We start from the raw sequence: 20505 nt of genomic DNA, 5'->3' as shown, positions 1-20505 counted from the left end.
CTGTATATAGCTATTTTATTTACCCTATCTGCCTCATGGTAGCCACTCGCTTTAAACTTTCCACCCCGCCTTCTACGAGCGACCGTTTGATGTCTCTGTCGGTTATTGTTACAGCGTTCAATGAGAAAGACCGAATACGGGAGAAAATCGAAAATACCCTGGCCCTCGATTTTCCCGCGGATCGGCTGGAATTGATCGTGGCCTCCGACTGCTCTGATGATGGCACTGACGACATCGTCAGAGAGTACGCCGAACAGGGTGTAAAGCTGGTGCGCGCCCAGGATCGGCTGGGCAAGGAGAACGCGCAGAAGACCGCGATTCAGGCGGCCCAGGGCGATATCCTGGTGTTTTCCGATGTCGCGACCCAGATTCCGAGCGATGCCCTTTTGGCGTTGGAGCGCTACTTTCAGGATCCTTCCATCGGCGCGGTATCCAGTGAGGATCGGTTTATCAGTACCGACGGCAAGGTGGCTGGTGAGGGGGCCTACGTCCGGTACGAGATGTGGCTTCGACGTCAGGAGTCCCGGCTGGCGGGTCTGGTCGGTCTTAGCGGGTCTTTTTTTGCCGCCCGGCGGGAGGTCTGTGAGCAGTGGGATATCCATGCCCCCAGTGATTTCAATACAGCGCTGAATACTGCCCGGCTCAAACTTCGGGCGGTGACCGCCCCGGATGTACTCGGGTTTTACAAGGACCTCAAAGACCCCCGAAAGGAGTATATGCGCAAGGTTCGCACCGTACTCCGGGGCATGGCGGGCCTTGCCCGACACAGTGAGGTGTTGAACCCGTTCAAGTTCGGCCTGTTCGCCTTCCAGGTATTTTCCCACAAACTGATGCGCTGGCTGGTTCCCTGGTTTCTGCTCGGGCTGTTGATCAGTAATGTTTTTCTGCTGAATACGCATCCGATCTATTCGCTGACGCTGATCGGGCAGGCGGCGTTCTATCTGGTCGCGGTCATCGGTCAGCTCTGGCCCGCAACACGCGAACGATCACTGGTGAAGATCATTTACTTCTTTATTCAGGTGAACCTGGCGATTCTGGATGCGTCGATCAAGTTCCTGCGCGGCAATCGGATGACCACATGGAAACCTTCGGCTCGTTAGTCCGGGGGCACCTGCCCCCGGCCGGGGAGAAAGTGCTGGTTGGCCCGGCGTCTCCTGCTCCCGCATCCGAAGCCACACGGTTTCCCGGCTATCTCGCTACCTGGGTGGACTCAGGTACTTCGGCGCTAGCGCTGGGCTTATTGGACATTGCCCGCAGGCAGCGTCGGGAGGGACGGAATGAGGTCATCATTCCAGCCTACTGTTGCCCAGATCTTGTCGCCGCCATCCATTATGCCGGGTTATTCCCCGTCGCGGTTGACCTGGCCGTCGATGATTGCGGGTATGACCTCGGCAGCCTGACCCGCGCATTATCCGATGCCACCTGTGCCGTTATCGCCGTCAATTTCCTTGGGTTATCCGACGACCTCGGAGCCCTCCGGTCATTGCTCAGTCACTTTCCGGAGGTGGCATTGATTGAGGATAATGCGCAGTGGTTCCCGGATGCCAGCGACAACTCGCGGCTGACAGGGGATTATGTGGTTTTTTCATTCGGGCGCGGTAAACCCGTCAGCCTGCTGGGAGGGGGGGTGTTGCTGCACCGAAAACCACTGGAGGCATCGACTCCCGCACCGCGCTCATTATCCGCCGCACAGCGCCTGAGGCTTCGCCTCAAGTACGCCGTTTACAATCAACTGTTGGAGCCCTTCTACTACCAGGCACTCAGTCGTAACCCACTGATCAAACTGGGAGAGACCCGTTATAGCCCACTGCGGAGCATCGAAGGGATGGACGATCGGCGGTACTCGCTGCTGGACCGCAACATTGCTCAGCACCGTGGTCGGTCCAGGGGGGCGGAACAGGCTTACGATCAGGCGCTGGGGAACGTCAACGCCCTGACCGGATTATTCTCGGACCGTCGGCGTCGCCTGTTGCGTTACCCCCTGTTAGTGCCCGATGCCATCGCACAACAGCGGATCATGGCGACGCTCAAAGGGTATGGTGTGACGACGCTTTATCAGCGATCCATCGATCATTTCGTGAATTCCGGCTATCTGCGCAAGGAGGGCCTTTGCCCGAACGCCACTGACTTTGCATCGCGACTGTTGACCCTTCCGGTTCACTCCCGGGTCACGGCCCGACACCAGGCGCTCATCATCAGCGCGATTTTGAGTGAGCTTGATCCGACCGGGTAACGGCGGCGATCCGAGCCTGCGCGTGGCGCTGTAGTTCTTCGGCTTGTTCCGCGCAGGATACTCTGCGGCATTCGGCCTGGAGTGTCACAATGGAGAAGTCATTTCTCCCGCCCAGCGTCGCGGGGATCTGCAGAATTTTCGCCCAGGTGCGGCTCGACGTCCGCTGACCTCCCACCTCGAACCACTGCAGTTGAAGCACCCGTCGACCACCGCCCTTTTCTGCATACACAGCCTGCGAAACGCCCGTACTATCGATGTTGACTGACGTCTGAGTGACTTGCTGCCAACGCTCGTGATCAAACAGGCGGGGAAGATAAGGGACCAACTTGTCCTCCAGGGAGCCGCGCCAGTAATGATCCGTTCGAATGACACCCGTATTGCCCAGGCTGTTGATTTCGGTCAGGGCGCCAGCGGGTGCTCGAACCATCATCGGCATACGGGGTTGGTTGGCGGGCGGGGTGCCAGTGATCGGCGCAGGCCGATCAATCCGGTTAAAATGCCCACCATAAATGATTATCAGCAGGGGGCCCGCCACGGCCAACAAGGTCATTATCGCGAGTCGCGCTTTAGGTACGCTTTGCGCCGACAGGGCCGGCTCGGCGGAAGGCGACGATGAGGCGTGGGGTGCGAAATAGACGGCGGGCAGAATAAACGCGGCAAATATCAACCAGCCAAACAGCTCGTGGTCTTCCATCAAGCTGCTTTCCATTTCGGTGTAGTGGCCGATGACGATAAGCACGAATATCCTCACCCAGTTGGTCAATAGCCCCAAAAAGCCGGCGACCAGTAACATGGGGAGCATTCGCCACTCTTTATAGCCGTTCAGGTAAGCAATCAGGTACCCGAGGGTCAGTGCGATGACAAAGTAGCGGATGCCGGAGCAACCATCGGCAATCAGAATGTGGCCATAGGGCAGGTAAATGCTGTTGCCCTGAATCAGGGCCGGCATGGCCATGAGCCGGACCGACTCACCCACCACCAGGCTGGCCAGGCTCAACAGCCCTTCGTTCAGGCTACCCCACACAGGAATGGCAAAGATGGGGAACAATAACAGGAACCGGCGCCGCCATATTGCCGGCCATCCATAAAGGCTGGCCAGTGCGCTGACGAGTATCGGGATCAACAACACCTGCTCAACAATCTGGATGTTGATCAGGGCCGCCAGAAACCACATCAGCGAGCAGGCCGCCAGCGCTACCAGGGCAACCCCTTTTCCGAACGGTTTCTCATTCCAGGCCGTTTTGGTGCAATCACGCCATAGCAGGTAAACAAAAATGAGCATCACAGGCAGTCCATGCGCCATTTCGCTGTCCCAGCGTATCCATCGCTGCCAGAGGTCTCCAAAGGTACGGCTGTATAGGCCAAACCATCCCAGGGTCAACAATAGGGGCAAGGTTTTCATCATGTCCCTAGCCGCGTCTCACCGTCTCCAGATTTTTTTGTATTTCCGTGGCGTTTGGTGCCAGCTCCAGCGCTCGTTCGAGCTGCTTGAGGGCTTCATTGCGCTCACCGCTCAGGTACAACAGCCAACCGTAGGTGTCCAGAATGGCCGGTGCATTCGGTTGCAGGTGCACCGCCCGCGCCGCCAGTTCCCGAGCGCGGGTCAGGTCCCGGTCCTTCAGCAGCCAGGCCAGGTTATTGAGCGCGACCGCATCGTTCGGGTCGTTGGCCAGCAGGGTCTCGTAGGTCGTAATCGCGGCGGGTTCATCCCCCTGGCGTTGGTACTGGTCCGCCATATACAACATCCGTCCCCGGTTCTGCGGATCCGCCTGCTCCCAGGTTGCCAGAATGCCGGGGACCGCTTCGGGCTCCTCCTGGCGGGCCAGGGCCAATAGCGGCACCGCAATGACGCTACTCGGTTGCTCATCCCAGGCGCGGTTCAATTCCCGGTAGGCGGCGGCAGGCCCTTCCATCACTTGTGTCGCCCGGGCACTCAGTACCGCCACTTCAGGATCATCCGGGTGACGCGTCTTGAGGTCACTCAACAGAATGCGGGCCTGCTCGTGGCGGCCCTGAGCGACCTCCAACTGGACCAGATCCATATTGAGCGCTTTGTTGCTGGGAACCCGTTCCAATGCCTCCATCAACAGCGATCGGGCTTCCGTGTATCGCTCGTTCCCGGCAAGCGCTCTGGCACCATCTCGGAACACCTGGGCTTTGACTTCAAGGATTTCGTCACCGCTTTCCGGAGGCAGACTTCGAATCAGTTCCACGGCACGCTGGTGCTCTCCGGCATCCCGGTACAATAGGGCTCTGACGACATTCGCCGACGATTTCAGCTCTGGTGAGTGATTTGCCAGGCCCTGCAGCCAATCGTGTGGTTTCGCCAGCTGCGGGCGACTCGCAATGATGTCCAACCCGGCGCGAAGCACTTGCAGGTTCGCGGGCTCCAACCTCGCGAGGCGCTCGACCGTCGCCAGTGCTGCGGCATCATCACCCGCTTCCCGGTACATTTGGGCCAGCACCGCGTGACCGCGAGTATAGGCCGGCTCTGAACGCAGCAACGCTCGAAGCTGCTGAACACCCTGTTGAGGTGTACCATTGTGGAACCGATACCGGGCATCGAACAGTGCGGTCTCCTTGGCTTTGGGAGCGGCCTGTTTCAACTGCTCCAGGGCCTGAGCGATTTCCGGCAGGTCGCCGCGTGCAAACAGTAAATCCATATAAACGTTTGTCACCGGCCAGTCGGCTGGCTGGAAGCTGAATGCGGTTCGCAGCTGCGCCATCGCCTGCTCCGGTTCGTTCTTCTGCAGGTGATAACGAGCCAGGGCCAGTCTTACGCCGCCGCGGTGAGGATCCCGGGCCAACGCTTTTTGCAGGCTGAGGTAGCCTTTCTCTTCAGCGTCCGGCTGGTTGAGCGCCAACATGCCGTAGATCGACAACAGTATCGGGTCATCCGGGCGAACCTCCAGGGACCGTTCCAATGTCGCCAGGGCCTGTTCAAGATTACCGACTTCGGCCTGAGCCATGACGGTCGCCCGAATCACGTCGGTATCCGCCGTTTCCACATCCACGCTGCGCGATAACAGGGCTTCGGCTTCCGACAGATTGCCCTGACTGAGGTTGATCATCCCCAGTAACAAGGTCGCAGACTGGCTGTCCGGATTATCGCTCAGCAGTCTTGTGAGCAGCGTCTCCGCCTGTTCATAGTTGCCGGATTCGGCGGCGAGCGTGGCTTCCCTGAGTCTCTGCTGAGCTTCTATGGTTTCCGGGGACTCTTCGGCCAGAATCTTGTTATAAATCAGCGCCTCGGAAGTCCGGCCCTGCGCCGTCAACGTCTCTGACAGAGTCCTGAGAATCATGGCCCGCTCGGGCAGCATCAGATCTGTTTGGGGCGTGTGGGCCAACGCCTGGGTCAGATAACGTTCAGCCTGATCCCGCTCATCCTCTTTCAATGCCAACAGCGCGCTCAGGTAATAGACCTCGGCCTCTTCAGGGTACGCTTTACGCAGATCACGCAGCTGTGCGTCCGCCACCTCAGAGCGCCCTTGCTGAAGTAACGTTTGAGCCAGTCTCAGTGCGAGATCAAGGTTTTCCGGATGAGCCTGCAACAGCTCGCGATAACCCGCCTCACTGTCTTCCAGCCGCCCCCTCAGGCGCTGCGCATCCGCCCGGTACATGGCGTGCCGCCAGGTTTCTTCCTCCGAGCCCGGAGTGAACTGTGCCAATGCCTCTTCCGCCGACAGGAATTTACCTTGCTGGAGATAGGCATCCGCCAACGCCAATGCCACCACTTGGGGTGCCTGCGGGAGATACCCTTCCAACAGCTCGGAGGCTCTTTTGGGGGCACCGAGGGTGGTATAGATTTCAGCCATCGCCACCGCGTAACGGGGGTCGTCCGACGCGCTATTAATCGCGTTGGTCATCTCAATGAGCGCCGCGCGATACTGTCCCTGGTCGCGGTACACATCCGCTCGTTTCAGATAGTCTTCAGCCTGTTGGGTATCGCCTTCCCGGCTACAGCCGGTCAGGGAAAAGCAGACAACCAGTAAGATCAGGGAAAGGCGGGGTAGCAGGATGTGCATGGCGGTCCCTTCGGCAATGTAACCTTGTTAGGATAGGTCTTTGTCGAAGTATACGCCGCCACTGAAGCGGATTAAACATGCCGGATATTTTGACACCCACAGGTCTCTTTCTGAGACCTGTGGGTTACAACGCTTACTGGGCCGGTAGGATATTTACGAACTCACTGTAAAGACCGTTCGTATCGTACGCTGCAATTTCGAACTCGTAGGTCCCGCTCAGGTCGTGGATTTCAGTAAACTGAACAGACCACTCATCAATGATCTGTGAGGTAAACTGCTCCTGACTGACTTCGCGATAGCGGACTTCGTAGCCACCCAGCTCATTGTCGTAGATGGGGTCACCGTTCTCTCGAACTTCGGGCTGCTGCCACTCAAGCACTACGGTACCACTGACTTCAACCAGCACGTCTTCAATGACGTCATCGTTACCGCTATCGGCGCTATCGTCATCATTACCGGAGCCGTCGTCAGGGTTGTCATTGCCCCCGGCGTCTGAGTCGTCCGAGCCGTCGTCATTGGGGTCTTCGGGCTCCGGATCAGAGGGCTCCTCCGGTTCGGGCTGCTCTGACGAAGCGCTGGAAGACGACTGGCTACTGGCCGTTGAGCTGGACGATGAGGAGCCGTTGTCCGACCCAGGGCCCTGGTTGTCCAGGCGCGAGCCGTCCGTGCCGGCACCACCGCCACAGGCCACCAATGCAATCGTTGACGCCAAGCACAGGGAAACCGCCAGACGACGGGCCGCCAGCAGGGTGATGGAATCGGTTAGCGCTGTGTGAAGATTCATGGGTTGTTTCCCGGCCATAGGGCCTTTCAAAGTGGTATACATCTCCTTCTCGTCGAAATTCCTTACGCACTTTGTACCATCCGGGACAGGTAATTTCATGACTAAACAGGGATTTTTTTATAATTCGGGAAACAACCCGCAACCTCAATGCGGAACACACCCCAAAATTTTTGGCGCGTGCTATAACTTAATGGCATATAAGTCGTTATGATTATATTGATCAGACCATTAGCAATCGTATGGTTATAAACGCAATTCAGAATACATACCCGATCCGCATTCCCCCAACGGTTTCATTGTATCGTCTGCTCAGGTCATCAGAATCGCGGTCGATATAAAGAACCGTTGCCGACCATTCGAGGTCATTCTGAAAACGGCGCTGATACGTTAAGCGGGTTTGTTGGTCCGTAAAGTCTTCCCGTGCCACGTCGGACTCGAACGACTGATCGCGGAGCGACCAGGTCAGGCTGGCCGACGATCGTCGACTGAGTTCGTACCGCATATTGATGCGCACACCCGAAGCACTGCCGTCTTCATCGACCTGACGATAATCATCGGATCGGGTGTACAGCGCCACACCGGTATCGCACCGTTGGCAAAACGCTTCGGTGGACCACTCAAGTTCAATTTCGGTGCGCTCTATCTGATCAATTTCACCTGTAGTGGCATCCCCGGGCAAAAACTCACTCAGATCCCCTCGATTGCCGCTGCCACTGGAGCTGTCCGTGATAAATCGTTGTGCATTCAGTTGCCAATCATGGACGCCACTCGTATAGAGCCCCTCAACCAGAAAGCTCGGACTGGACAGCCCGCCTCCGATCTCTGGCGTCGTTTCGTTATAACCCAGTTGCAGCCGATACTGCAGTCGGCGAAGGCTGACTTCGTAGCCAATATCGTAGGCATCAAAGCGATAATCCAACGTCGGTAAAACATCGAACGCGACATCCATCGTCTGGGCCGTCATATCGAGCTGGTCGGTCTCGGACAACTGTCGCGACCAGAACACGCTGCCGCCGGTGCGCTCAGACTCCAACTCGGGAGAGAAGCGATACTCAATGGTTGAGTAGTGACCGCGGAGTGCCAGCAGATCGACATCACTGGCACGCCAGCGGAGCCCCGGCGCAGCGGTCAGAATTTCTCGTTCATCGTTGTTGGCCAGGAGATCAACGGCGTCGGGGGCGTTAAGCACACGCCGACGACTGTGGGTCACCAGAAGGTCGATTGGATGGCGCGGTTGGCCAAGCTGAAGCTGGCTTGACCCTTCCACCACACTGCGATCCTCTTGCGAGTCCTTGTCATAACGGGTTTCTGTGGCCTGATAGTTTGCTGCCGCCGCAAGAAGTTGGTTGGTATAGTCCAGGTTCAAGCGAAGCTCGGCCGAGTCACGGCGCTCGGACAGCGTATCCGTCTGTGACTTCGCGGCGTTATCCGAGTACTCGCTTCCAACGCCGATGGCGAGTTCCCAGTCGGCCTGGGCCAGGGCGGCAGAGGACGCACAGGACAGACCGGTCGCCACCATTGTCCAGAACGCTACGTCAGTAGGCCGATAAGACTTACGATGTACATCAATTGCCATGATACTCACTCCTTGCCCGCCGACGATCCTCTCCATACACAGAGGTCAGTGATTGAATATCAGTCCCGAAAATTTTTCTTTCCCCACGGCATCAATACCGGCAAGAATATCGGACTGGGTTGTCTTACCGAAAGGTACCACCAAAAGCGCATGATCGCTGTACTGGGCCAATATGCGCGCTTCCGTAGAAGACTGTACGGAGGGTGCATCCAACACAATAAACCGATCCGGATAGCGCGTTTTGATTTCTGAAATAAGCACTTCCATGCGTTTGGAATTAAAAAACTCAGCGGCCGACTCACTACCGGCACCAGAGGGAATAACCCGCAAGCGCTCTACGCCCGATGGGTAGATGATGTGCTTCAGCGGGACGGTATAATCATGCAGATACTGAGTGAGCCCCGTCTCTATCGGCGTCACGGTAAACTGTTCAGCCGATGAGTGGTACGGGTTGCAGTCGACATACAGGGCCGTTTTATGGCGGTCCAACGCAAAGGTTGCCGCCAGGTTGAAGGCAACAAAGCTGCCACCACCCCCCTCAGTAATGGATGACACCAACACCACGACGTTATCGGTTTTGCTCTTCTGAAGTATACGAATCCGGACTTCACGAAACGCATTCAGCAGCTCCCGCTGACGCATGCCGGTGAAAATCACTTTCTTTTCATACAGCTCGTCCTGCGTCCAGATAACCGGCGTGGACATGCTCTTGATCTGTTCGCGTTTGCGATGCTCCGAAACCGCACTCTTGATCAGCGGATCCTGTGGGTGATCATCTTTCACGGTTTCGATCCTCTCAATAAACGAGCGCAGGCTCAATTCAGGCCTGCCTGACTTTCGATCAGCGGTTTCTCTGCTATCGTCACTCATCGTTCACCCCGTCAGTTCTTGACGCCGTACCAGGTAACACCCAGTGCCACGTACGCAATCATTGCCAGCAACGCGATGCCCAGCAGAAGAATCATGTCCTTCTTTACCAACCGCTCAGCCAGAGGCGTGTTGTAGTGTGGAATGACCCCGATCACTTCAATGCCTTGAGGAAGTTGCTGCTGTAGCGCTCGCGCCGAGCGAATATGTGGATCAAGAAACACATAGACAAACAGGAGCCCAAAGGGTGCCAGCAGTCCCAAGAAGGGCCCGACGGCAGCGAAATGCACATAGCGAAGGCCGGACGGATCCAGCGGGAACGTCGCCGGATCCTGGATTCGGTAACTGACCCCTTGCCCCTCAATATCCAGCGTCATGGACAGTCGCGCAGACTCTTTCCTCTGCAGCATTTCGTTGTATATATCCCGCAACACATCCAGATCCCGGGTCAGCTCAGACAGTTCCGCCTGGTTGGCCGCGACCCGTTCGGCGCGCTCCAGCTCACGCTGGAGCATCCCCTCCAGGGATTCCATCCGCCGCTTCTGCGCCGACAGGTCCACCTCAACCACTGACTGCTGTTTGCGGAGTTCTTCATACAGAGGATTTTCAACCGTCTCCCCCCGACTGAATGAATCGCCGGCGAATTCCAGCTGCGCGATTTCTTCATCCAGATCCTGAATCTGTTGTCGGACAGAAACCACATCGGGGTAGCTATCCTGATAACTGAGACGTAATTGATCGAGTTGTCGGCTCAACTCTCGTCGACGGTCCCGCAAGAGATCAATCTGACCTTTCGCCTGCTGATACTGACTTTCTTCGTTAAGCTGTTGCTTTATGGACGTCAGCCGGGATTCAGAATCCTGAATCTCCAGTTTCAGGGATTCAATGTCGTTGCGCAGTTGATTGATCCGCGACGTGACCTGAGCCTCCGTTCCGTCCGTGTTCTGAGCCCGGAATTCCTTGAGCTTGAGTTCCGCCTCTTCCAGTTGACGCCGATAGGAGTCAGCCTGGCTGTCAATGAAGTTGAAGGCGCCCAGGCTCTCTTCGCGTTTACGACGGGCCGTGTCCTGGATAAAAACGTTTACCACACTGTTGAGAACCGTGAACGCTTTATCCGGATTTGGCGCGCTGTAACTGACCCGGAACTGATTGCTGCCTTGAGTCTCCACTCGCACACTGCTTCTTAGATGGCGAACCGCACGCGCCATCTGATCAGCGCTGTGGTTTTCACCTACCAGACCCGCTGCTTTGGCGGCATCCTCCATCACGCGACGGGAGTAAAGCACCTCCTGAGCCTGCTTGGCGCGATCAACCGACGTGACCGAGGCCCGACCTTTCAGAAGTGGCTCAATAATGTTGGTTTCATCCGCATAGAGCAATGCGCTGGTCGCATAGGTATTGGGCCAGAAATAGCCCACCACGAGGGGGCCAAACGATACGGCAATAAAGATAAGAACAACCCACACCCTGAAGCGGATGGCTTCAAACTTCAGAGATTTGAGAAGATCAGCTATAAACGTTTTATCCATAAGTCAGCCCGACGTTAAAACGCCCGCTCCGGTACCGTCACAATATCCGACGGCTGTAATGGGTAGTTGGTCTGTACCTGACCCTTTTCGATCAGATCATTCAGATAGATCGGGTACACTTTGACCTCCCCCTCTACCCGCCGGTACAACTTGGCTTTGTTGGCGGAGGCGAACTCGTTGGGACCGCCCGCCATCAGCACCAGGTCCAGGACCGTCATGCCCTCTCGATAGGGTACAGACTGGGGACTTTGAACCGCACCGGTTATCCTGACCCGGCGCTGGAAATCGGAACTGCTGGGGTTGGTCACGATGACGGTCACTTGGGGGTTGCGGACGTAGTCGGTGAGCGCCTCCGTCAGGGCGGAAGACAACTCGGCCGTGGTCCGCCCGGCGGCCTTTATATCTCCAACCAGCGGCAGGGAGACCATACCATCGGGCCTGACCGGGACTTCGCTGGATAATTCAGCATTCCGCCAGACGTTGATTCTGAGCGAATCCCCCACCCCAATGCGGTACTCATCCAGCACGGCCGTTGTCTGCGGGGGCGGCGTTACCGGCGTATTGGAGCAGGCAGAAAGCAGGACTGCCAGTGTGAGCAGCAGTCCGTAAGCGGCTTTGGACCATACATTTATCGTTGTCACGCCTCATCTCCTCTCGGGGCGTTCCGCCGGCAGGGTGCTAGTGCACCCCTTTCCCGAGCAGAACAATTTCAACAGTCTGTATCAGGATCAACATGTCCATCAAGAAGCTGTGGTTCTTGGTGTAGTACAGATCGTACTGCAACTTGTTGCGCGCGTCTTCTACCGAGGCGCCGTATGGGTATTTCAGTTGCGCCCACCCCATCAGTCCCGGCTTTACCTTATGACGCATACCGTAAAAAGGAATCTGTGCCGACAGATCCTGAACAAACTCCGGGCGTTCAGGGCGCGGCCCGACAAAGCTCATATCACCCTTGAGCACATTGTATAGCTGGGGCAACTCATCCAGGCGCGTGTTTCTGATGAAGGCCCCTACCCGGGTGACACGGCTGTCATTTTTCTGGGCCCAGACGGCTTTGCCCTCTTTTTCCGCATCTTGCCGCATGCTACGGAATTTATAGATGCGAAAGGTTTTGCCATTTAAACCGACCCGCTCCTGGAAATAGAGAACCGGCCGGCCACTTTCCAGCATCACGGCCAGTGCCGTCAGTAACATGAAGGGCCAGAGGATCAACACAAAGAGTCCCGCGAGACCAATGTCAAACAGACGCTTGGCGGCGGAACGACGCCTGGAGTACTTGAACCCATCCGAAAACAGCATCCAGCCCGGCTTCAACAGCCGGATATCGATCTTACACAGCTCCCGCTCACAAAACCCCAGGGCATCACTGGTGGGCACCCCGGCCAACTTGCAGTCGATCAACTCATTCAGGGGAAAGCCGCCCCCCTCACGCTGGCGCCGCTCGTCCGGAGACACCACGATTTCCGATACATGGTGAGCTTTGACAAAATGGACCCAGTCCTTCGGAACGGGCATAACCAGCGCCGGGTCTACCGCGGGCGCTTCGGTCTCCCCGGGGATGCAACCAACGACCTCCACCCCGATCACGTCCCGCTCAGGCGCCAGGTTGTCCAGCAACTGTTGGGCGCGGGTGCCCGCTCCGTAGATGACTACCCGACGCTTGAGCTCATGGGTATCCACCAATCTGAGGAAGATCGCTCGGGCCAACAGCACCAGAGCCGTCGAAAAAATAACCCCCCAGAAAATCACGCCCTGTGGCAGGAATCCCTCAGGCCCCAGAGCGGCCAGAACGAACAGGGTCAGGCTGGCGAGCAGGAAGAAGCTGACCAGGGTGCGCAACACCATACTGGAATACCCTTCCCGTACCAGCGCAGGATAGACCCCCATGGATAACGTACAGCAACTCAACACCACCGCGAACAGTACTTTGGGCGCCCATGAGTCGGCCCACAGAGGCCTCATTGTATTCAGTTGGGCATACCACCACTCAGCACCCCACGCCGCCGCGATAAGCAATCCGAACTCAATACCGCCCAGATACAGGTAGGGTAAATGAATGTAGTGTTTATTCAGCCGAATGTAAGACAAGACCCGCGTCCTTTTTAGGGTGTGTTTTGCGCTAGAAGCACCTCATTATAGCGGGTTTCCGCGGCGTTTCTCGACCGCTCATGAACGCTTTTTAACCGCAAAAGTGACAAGATTTCCGACAGTTAAAAAGGCCGTTCCGCTATTTCGCTTTGGGCCCTGAAAATATGCTAAGTTAAAGCGTCAAAAGCGTGTCTGACACGCTCAGGATCTACCCGTTTGCTCAAGGAAAACGCCTTATGTTCGCCACCGACCCCACTCTCTGCGTTATCGGCCTGGGCTATGTCGGCTTGCCTCTGGCGGCCGAATTTGGAAAACAGGTTCAGACCCGGGGATTTGATATCAATCCGAAGCGGATTGCCGAGCTGAAAAGCGGCCGGGACCACACTCGAGAGGTCGCCCCGGAGGAACTCAGGGCCGCCGAGCGACTGAACTTTACGTCCGATGAGAACGACATCAAAGCCTGCGACGTCTACATTGTGACGGTTCCGACGCCCATTAACGACAGCAAGCAACCCGATCTTACCCCCCTTGAAAAAGCCTCCGAATTGCTGGGGCGCGTCATCGGGAAAAACAGTCTGGTCGTCTTTGAGTCCACGGTTTATCCAGGCTGTACCGAAGAGGTATGCGTACCCATCATTGAACGGGGTTCAGGGCTGACCTTTAACCGCGACTTTTTCGCCGGCTACAGCCCGGAGCGAATCAATCCGGGCGATAAGGAGCACCGGGTACACAACATTGTGAAAGTGACCTCCGGCTCCACGCCGGAAGCGGCGGACTATGTCGACGCGCTGTACCGCCGGGTGGTCACCGTGGGCACTCACAAGGCCAGCAGCATCAAGGTGGCCGAAGCCGCCAAAGTCATCGAGAACACCCAGCGGGATATCAATATCGCCCTGGTCAACGAACTTTCGCTGATATTCAGCCGGCTGGGCATCGATACTCTGGAGGTACTGGAAGCAGCGGGCACCAAGTGGAACTTTCTGCCCTTCCGGCCGGGCCTGGTGGGTGGTCACTGTATCAGTGTGGACCCCTACTACCTGACCCACAAGGCCCAACAGGTCGGGTACAATCCCGAGGTGATTCTCTCAGGCCGCCGCATCAACGACGGCATGGGTCACTTTATCGCCGCCTCGGTGGTCAAGATGATGACCCAGCGCAAGCTGCATCTGGTGGACGCCAATGTGCTGATCATGGGGTTGGCCTTCAAGGAGAACTGCCCGGATCTTCGCAATACCCGGGTGGTGGACATCATTGAGGAATTCCAGGAATACCACTCCAATGTGGATGTCTACGACCCCTGGGTGGACCCAGAGGAGGCCGAGCTTGAGTACGGCCTCAAGCTGGTTTCAGAGCCCCGCCAGGGGCATTACGATGCTATCGTGCTCTGTGTCGGACACCGGGAGTTTCGCGCCATGGGGCCCGGCGCTATCCGCAAACTGGGTAAAGCCCAACATGTGCTTTATGATGTAAAGCATATTCTGCCCAAAGAGCAGGTAGACGGTCGACTCTGAAGCGCCGGCAAAACAACAGGAATACGTTATGAAAGTACTGGTCACCGGCACCGCCGGCTTTATTGGCAACCATCTGGCCTTGCGGTTGCTGGAGCGCGGCGACGAGGTCATTGGGGTCGATAACCTCAATGACTACTATGATGTGAACATCAAGAAAGCCCGCCTGGCGCGGGTTACCCCCTATAAGGGTTTTACCGATATCCGGGCCGACCTGCAGGACAAAGCGGCCATTGATCAGGTGTTCAAGGATCACAAGCCCGACCGGGTGGTCAATCTGGCGGCCCAGGCCGGGGTGCGTTACTCTCTGGAAAACCCCCAAGCCTATATCGACAGTAACATTACCGGGTTCATCAATATCCTGGAGGCCTGTCGCCACTTTGGGACCGAGCATCTGGTGTACGCCTCCAGCAGCTCGGTGTATGGCGCCAACACGGCGATGCCCTTCTCGGTGCACAATAACGTGGACCACCCGGTGAGCCTTTACGCGGCCAGCAAAAAATCCAACGAGCTGATGGCCCACACCTACAGCCATCTGTTCGGCATCCCCACCACCGGGTTGCGCTTCTTCACCGTGTACGGCCCCTGGGGGCGCCCGGATATGGCGCTGTTCATTTTCACCCGCAAGATTCTGGCCGGCGAGCCGATCGACGTGTTCAACTACGGGCACCACCGTCGGGATTTCACCTATATTGACGATATTGTCGAGGGTGTGATCCGCACGCTGGACCATGTGGCCCCGGCCAACCCGGACTGGAGCGGCGATCAGCCGGACCCCGCCACGTCCAAGGCACCCTATCGACTGTACAACATCGGCAGCAACAGCCCCGTGGAGCTTCTGCGGTATATCGAGGTTCTGGAGGACTGCCTGGGCAAGAAGGCGGAGAAGAATCTGCTGCCGCTGCAGCTGGGCGATGTGCCGGACACCTATGCGGATGTGGACGCGCTGATTGAGGATGTGAATTACAAGCCCAGCACACCGGTGGAAGTGGGTATTGAGAATTTTGTGCGCTGGTATCGGGATTATTATCAGGTTTAAAGGTGCTACATGGAACGACCAACCGTCACCCACGCCATGACCGTCGACGTCGAAGACTACTACCAGGTCGCCGCCTTCTTTGACGTGGTCAAGCCCGAGGACTGGGAGCACTGGCCGTCGCGGGTCGAAGCCAACACCGATCGGCTGTTGCAACTGTTTGATGACGTCGGCATCAAAGTTACCTTCTTCATTCTCGGCTGGGTGGCGGAGCGACATCCGGAGCTGGTCAAGCGGATTCACGCCCAGGGCCATGAAGTCGCCTCCCACGGCTACAGTCATCGGCTGATTTACACCCAGACACCCGAGCTTTTCCGGGAGGAGACCACCCGCTCCAAGCGCATTCTGGAGGACCTGACCGGTCAGCCGGTGACCGGCTACCGGGCGGCGAGCTATTCCATCACCCGCCAGTCGCTCTGGGCGCTGGATATCCTGGCGGAGCTGGGTTTTACCTGGGACTCCAGCATTTTCCCGACCCGACATGATAACTACGGCATTCCGGGCAGCCCGGAGGAGCCCTATCGCATCATTACCTCCGGCGGCGCCGAGCTGACCGAATTTCCGCTGACCACGGCCAAGGTGCTGGGTCAGGCGGTACCGGCGGCCGGAGGGGGTTATTTCCGCCAGTACCCCTATGCCCTCTCGCGCTGGCTGTTCCGGAAAGCCAGTAATGACGGTCAGAAACCCCAGATTTTTTACCTTCACCCCTGGGAAATCGATCCCGACCAGCCCCGGATTCCCAACGCCCGCTGGTTCTCGCGGTTTCGCCACTACACCAACCTGCGCCGCTGCCTGCCGCGGCTGGAGCGGATGCTGGCGGATTTTCCGTTCGGCACCATGAGCGAGAGCCTGGGAACGGTGAAGCTGGCCAAGACGCTGGATTTACGGGATCTGGAAGCCGAAAAAGCGCCCACCACGGCCTGACGGATAGACGAACGCCGCTCGCTTATGTAAAATCCGCACCTCTTCGGATGTTGAGTCCCGAGAACACGCACCTGTAGCTCAGTTGGATAGAGTAGCGGTTTCCGAAGCCGTTGGTCGCAGGTTCAAATCCTGCCAGGTGCGCCATATTTGATGAGGTCTGAGCTAGCAGCAAGCACACACTAACGAGATTGCTCCCGGGAAGGTCGCGCTTGGATACTTATGTCCGTTGTTTCACAGGATCAGAGGGACTCAGAGAACTGAAGTCCGAGTGGCAGGCATTGTTTGACGAGTCGGACAACCCCTCCTTCTACAATGATTGGCGCTGGCATCACGCCGTTCAGAGCCATCTGTGTAATAATCCCGTCCACTATTTTGCGTTTTACCGGAAAAACCGGCTGGTTGCGGTCATACCGCTGACATTGACCACCCGAAAGCGCCTGGGCATGACGGTTCGATACCTCACCTTTCCCTACGACACGCCAATCGATGTGGCGGATTGCCTGGTCAGGCGCGACCAGGCCACTCCGGCGCTGCTCAACACCTTTCTCAGGCACCTGCAACGTCACTCGCCCGAACCCTGGGATATCATTGAGCTGTCACACTTTCCCGACCGTTCAACCACCCACCGGCTGGTGGGGAGCCACGCCCGTGCCATGGTGCTGGGAACCGCCTACGTTCAGAAGGGCCCGACTGGCGACCTGATCGAGCCTCTTTCGAAGAAGCAGGTGAAGAACACCCGGCGACACCTGAAGAATGCCGAGGCACAGTTTGGTCCTACTCACTTCGAATCGATCACTGATAACTCATTGATAGATCAAGCCTACGAGACATTCCTTATCGTAGAAGCCGCGAGCTGGAAGGGTGAAAACGGCACGCAAAGCGCCATTAGACTCAGGCCAAACGCCAGAGCGTTTTACCAGGAAATACTAAGGACATTCTCTGAAACCGGCTCGGCGCTGATCAACCTGCTCAAATTCAATGGTACACCCGTCGCGGCTCAACTTGGCTTACGGACCGGGGAACGACTGTTCTTGTTGAAAATTGGTTTTGATGAACGATTCCGCGATGTCGGTCCAGGAGGTATTGCCCTACTCCACTGCCTGGAATCTGAGCATCTCAAGAGCCGGGAGGTGAACCTGGTGACCAACCCTCCCTGGGCAAGTCGGTGGCATTTTTCAACCGAACAAAAGTGGTCAGCCACCTATTTCAACAAGACCATAACGGCACGAGTACTGCGTCAGGTATGGCGGCTTCAGGCAACGCTCAAAGCGGTCCGCCCCCAAGGCAGGAGCAACGCTCTATGAATTTTTCGGCCTACAGAGCCATCTACCAGAGATTCGGAATATGGCCCATGTTCCACGACATGGCGATTAGCGCGATCGAAAAAATCGTCCGGTTTCGTCTCATGTTTATCTATCTGCATAGCAAGGTTAAGGATCTCGAGGAGACGATGCCCCCCGGGTTGGACATTCACGAAATGACCCCCGAGGAGCTTGGTCAGTACGTTGATACTCCGGGCCTTGAGCTACCACGCTCTCATGTCGACCAGGCATTGGCCAACAACGACAAATGCATTGGTGCGTTTATGAACGGAGAGCTGTGCTCCTACGCATGGTACGCCGAGAATCCCTCGACGTCATCCAACCGGTTGACGACCTACTTCGACAAAGATTATGCCTACGCCTACAAGAACCTGACGATTCCAAAGTACAGGGGCCAACACATTCAGCGTTGGGTGAAGAATCATGCACTGACGCTCTACCAGAAACAGGGCAAGAAAGGTGTACTGGTGGCTATAGACTCAAACAACTTCAGCTCGCGTCGCACTACCGCCTCCGTTGGCGCTGACGTCATCGGCTACTTCGCCTATTTTCTTGGCAGGAAACGATACGTCGGATTCAATCTGAAGGGCTGCCGCAAAGTTGGCTATCGCCTGGAGAAAGCCAAGGGGCTATGGCCATGAGCAGAAAAATCATCTACAGCATCGCAACGGTACTTCTGAGCCTGCTCCTCTACCCGGTCGCGCTCGCGATGGTGATTGTTGCCGACACCTTGCTGGGTCAAGCCGAGTTCCTGAATGAATTATTCTTCGGGTCACGTCGGGAGCTCATCATCAACGTGCTCAGAGACTGGGCCAGCGCCCTGCCGCTCAGCATCCTTTTATGGTTTTCCGTGCGGGGGCTGAGCCGTTACTTCCCCACCCGTCGGGTTCATGCGCTTGTCATATCGGCCGGATTACTTGCCACGGTGTTTTCTCTCTTCCCTCCATTTCTGCCCATGATCTTTGGCGCACTCCTGTTCTGGGCCGGCATTCTCAACCTCTGCTTTCACACCCTGTGGCAAAGGGGGAACCCATGATTCCTGTGCTAGCGCGATGGACCTCATTGATCCCTGTCGCATTACTGACGCTGAGCTACTCCTGTGTTGTGCACGCTGAAACACGGGTATGGCTTATAGGCGGTGGTAACACTCTGGAAAACTCCCAGGGTCAAATTGAGGAGAATGTCCGCTGGTTACAATCCGTATTCCGCCAGCAGGGGATTTCCGTTAACACGTTCTACACCGATGGCGGTAGCGAGGAACACGACGTAGTTTACTTTGCTCACGCCGAGGAGCGGGACCCGACCTGGGAGCCCATACTGCGGGTTTATGGTAGCGGACTGTCCTATGCGCAACGGACTCGCCGCAACAGCCTTACGAACATAGACGGAAGTACCGAGAAGTCAGAACTGACCAGCGCACTCATCGACGACTTCAAGGCATTGAATGACGATGATTCGGTGTTACTGGTTTACAACGGTCACGGCGACATCAACACCAACGACACCCGCAAGAACAACTTGATGCTCTGGGAAGACACTCGGCTGACCATCAGCGAGCTGGACGACGTTTTCGATCACGCCCCCAGCAGCGTTCCCATCCGATTTGTCCTGACCCAGTGCTTTTCTGGTTCTTTCAGTTCGCTGATCTACGAAAACCCTTATAGCGATACACTGGCCGACCAACCCCGATGCGGATTTCTGGCCGAGTCAGATCGTCGCGAGGCCGAAGGTTGTGACCTCGGCACCAATCAGGCGGAGTTTCGCGATTATACGACCTATTTCTTCGCCGCGTTGGATCAGGAAACCCGACTTGGAGAGCCGATTCCGCTAACGGAAATCGATCTCGACCATTCGGGGGATGTCAGTTTCCATGAGGCACACGTCTACACTTTGACGAATGCCCACAGCAGCGACCTGTCACGCTCGACCAGCGAAACCTTCATAGAGCGCTGGGAACCCTGGTACCTGCGCTGGAACTCTTTTATCGGCACTGACGCCAACAACGACTACTCTGGCGCAGCAGCTACCGTACGGTCTGAACATGAACTCCCGGAAAGCGGACTTGGACTGTTGAGCAAACGCAGGGATCTGGCACGAGCCGAACGGGATACCCTTCGTGAACTACGCGAGGCACGTCGCGCCGTCAGTGAACGACAAGAACAGATCCGTGCTTTGGTCGAACAACCCATTGACTCTGAACATCTGGACGCGTTGCCTCGAGCTACCCTGGAAGCACTGGCTGAACAGATACGCTCACTAGAGGAGTACGGGGATCTGGTTCGACTACAGAGCGAGGTGGAAGTACTCAATGCACAGCAGCTCCAAATTGGCCGGGATTACACACAAGCGGAGAAACTCCTGAGACTTTCCCGTTTGGCACGTCTGATCGACCAGTTCCGCCGCCACGCCCACCCTCAGTCAAAGGCCGACTTTGAGCGTCTGACAAGCTGCGAAGGCGGTACTTTGAAGTAGAGCCGTAACCCTCCGAAATGCCCAAGTGATAAAAAAACCGTCAGTTGCCAACCCCTCGAATGGCTGCCTATACTCAGACGCATGAATACACATTTCGGCGCCCACGGAGGAGCCACGGTTCCGTGACTCTTGCAGTCTCTG

Annotated in this window: 17 protein-coding genes and 1 tRNA gene; 10 read left to right on the top strand and 8 right to left on the bottom strand. The window is 56.8% G+C overall.

Features of this window, described 5'->3' with window-relative positions; genetic code table 11:
- Positions 1 to 89 precede the first annotated feature (89 nt).
- Complete coding sequence (locus OOT55_RS14785) at positions 90 to 1100, top strand: glycosyltransferase family 2 protein (RefSeq protein ID WP_265366615.1); 1011 nt, start codon at positions 90 to 92, stop codon at positions 1098 to 1100.
- Positions 1079 to 2233 carry a DegT/DnrJ/EryC1/StrS family aminotransferase gene (locus tag OOT55_RS14780; protein ID WP_265366614.1) on the top strand — a complete coding sequence of 385 codons (1155 nt, stop codon included), beginning with the start codon at positions 1079 to 1081 and terminating at the stop codon, positions 2231 to 2233. Before OOT55_RS14785 ends, OOT55_RS14780 begins: the two co-directional genes overlap by 22 nt.
- Here OOT55_RS14780 and xrt read toward each other — a convergent pair.
- The 8 genes from xrt to OOT55_RS14740 form a co-directional block, all read right to left on the bottom strand.
- On the bottom strand, positions 2196 to 3638 hold the full coding sequence (gene xrt / locus OOT55_RS14775) for an exosortase (RefSeq protein ID WP_265366613.1): 1443 nt from the start codon (positions 3636 to 3638) through the stop codon (positions 2196 to 2198). The two genes, OOT55_RS14780 and xrt, sit on opposite strands and share 38 nt — an antisense overlap.
- Positions 3639 to 3642: 4 nt before the next feature.
- Positions 3643 to 6258, bottom strand: a complete 2616-nt coding sequence (locus OOT55_RS14770; RefSeq protein WP_265366612.1) for a tetratricopeptide repeat protein — start codon at positions 6256 to 6258, stop codon at positions 3643 to 3645.
- A gap of 133 nt (positions 6259 to 6391) precedes the next feature.
- On the bottom strand, positions 6392 to 7042 hold the full coding sequence (locus OOT55_RS14765) for a hypothetical protein (RefSeq protein WP_265366611.1): 651 nt from the start codon (positions 7040 to 7042) through the stop codon (positions 6392 to 6394).
- A gap of 256 nt (positions 7043 to 7298) precedes the next feature.
- The gene (locus tag OOT55_RS14760) at positions 7299 to 8618 is read right to left on the bottom strand and encodes a hypothetical protein (RefSeq protein WP_265366610.1); all 1320 of its coding nucleotides are present in this window, start codon (positions 8616 to 8618) and stop codon (positions 7299 to 7301) included.
- Positions 8619 to 8663: 45 nt separating this feature from the next.
- Entirely contained in the window at positions 8664 to 9488 is an 825-nt protein-coding gene (locus OOT55_RS14755; protein ID WP_265366609.1) for a CpsD/CapB family tyrosine-protein kinase, read from the bottom strand.
- Positions 9489 to 9499: 11 nt separating this feature from the next.
- Positions 9500 to 11014 (bottom strand): XrtA system polysaccharide chain length determinant, encoded by a 1515-nt coding sequence (locus OOT55_RS14750; protein WP_265366608.1) that lies wholly within the window; start codon positions 11012 to 11014, stop codon positions 9500 to 9502.
- 14 nt (positions 11015 to 11028) lie between these two features.
- Positions 11029 to 11595, bottom strand: a complete 567-nt coding sequence (locus OOT55_RS14745) for an XrtA/PEP-CTERM system exopolysaccharide export protein (protein WP_265368839.1) — start codon at positions 11593 to 11595, stop codon at positions 11029 to 11031.
- Between the two features lie 97 nt (positions 11596 to 11692).
- Positions 11693 to 13102 carry a TIGR03013 family XrtA/PEP-CTERM system glycosyltransferase gene (locus OOT55_RS14740; RefSeq protein ID WP_265366607.1) on the bottom strand — a complete coding sequence of 470 codons (1410 nt, stop codon included), beginning with the start codon at positions 13100 to 13102 and terminating at the stop codon, positions 11693 to 11695.
- Positions 13103 to 13338: 236 nt separating this feature from the next.
- Between OOT55_RS14740 and tviB the strand changes: the two genes are divergently transcribed.
- The 8 genes from tviB (at position 13339) to OOT55_RS14700 (ending at position 20364) form a co-directional block, all read left to right on the top strand.
- A complete protein-coding gene (tviB, locus tag OOT55_RS14735) occupies positions 13339 to 14613 on the top strand; it encodes a Vi polysaccharide biosynthesis UDP-N-acetylglucosamine C-6 dehydrogenase TviB (protein ID WP_265366606.1) in 1275 nt (424 codons plus the stop codon).
- 28 nt (positions 14614 to 14641) lie between these two features.
- The gene (locus tag OOT55_RS14730; RefSeq protein ID WP_265366605.1) at positions 14642 to 15649 is read left to right on the top strand and encodes an NAD-dependent epimerase; all 1008 of its coding nucleotides are present in this window, start codon (positions 14642 to 14644) and stop codon (positions 15647 to 15649) included.
- Between the two features lie 9 nt (positions 15650 to 15658).
- Positions 15659 to 16570, top strand: a complete 912-nt coding sequence (locus OOT55_RS14725) for an XrtA system polysaccharide deacetylase (RefSeq protein WP_265366604.1) — start codon at positions 15659 to 15661, stop codon at positions 16568 to 16570.
- 67 nt (positions 16571 to 16637) lie between these two features.
- Positions 16638 to 16714: transfer RNA gene (locus OOT55_RS14720), tRNA-Arg, on the top strand.
- 65 nt (positions 16715 to 16779) lie between these two features.
- A complete protein-coding gene (locus OOT55_RS14715) occupies positions 16780 to 17874 on the top strand; it encodes a GNAT family N-acetyltransferase (RefSeq protein ID WP_265366603.1) in 1095 nt (364 codons plus the stop codon).
- Positions 17871 to 18533 (top strand): hypothetical protein, encoded by a 663-nt coding sequence (locus OOT55_RS14710; RefSeq protein ID WP_265366602.1) that lies wholly within the window; start codon positions 17871 to 17873, stop codon positions 18531 to 18533. Before OOT55_RS14715 ends, OOT55_RS14710 begins: the two co-directional genes overlap by 4 nt.
- Positions 18530 to 18928, top strand: a complete 399-nt coding sequence (locus OOT55_RS14705) for a hypothetical protein (RefSeq protein WP_265366601.1) — start codon at positions 18530 to 18532, stop codon at positions 18926 to 18928. Before OOT55_RS14710 ends, OOT55_RS14705 begins: the two co-directional genes overlap by 4 nt.
- Entirely contained in the window at positions 18925 to 20364 is a 1440-nt protein-coding gene (locus OOT55_RS14700; protein WP_265366600.1) for a hypothetical protein, read from the top strand. Before OOT55_RS14705 ends, OOT55_RS14700 begins: the two co-directional genes overlap by 4 nt.
- Positions 20365 to 20505: the final 141 nt, after the last annotated feature.

This window comes from Marinimicrobium sp. C6131 (genome assembly GCF_026153455.1).
Lineage (GTDB): Bacteria > Pseudomonadota > Gammaproteobacteria > Pseudomonadales > Cellvibrionaceae > Marinimicrobium.
Note: the sequence above shows the minus strand (reverse complement) of the source record. Positions and strands in the feature narration are given on the sequence as shown.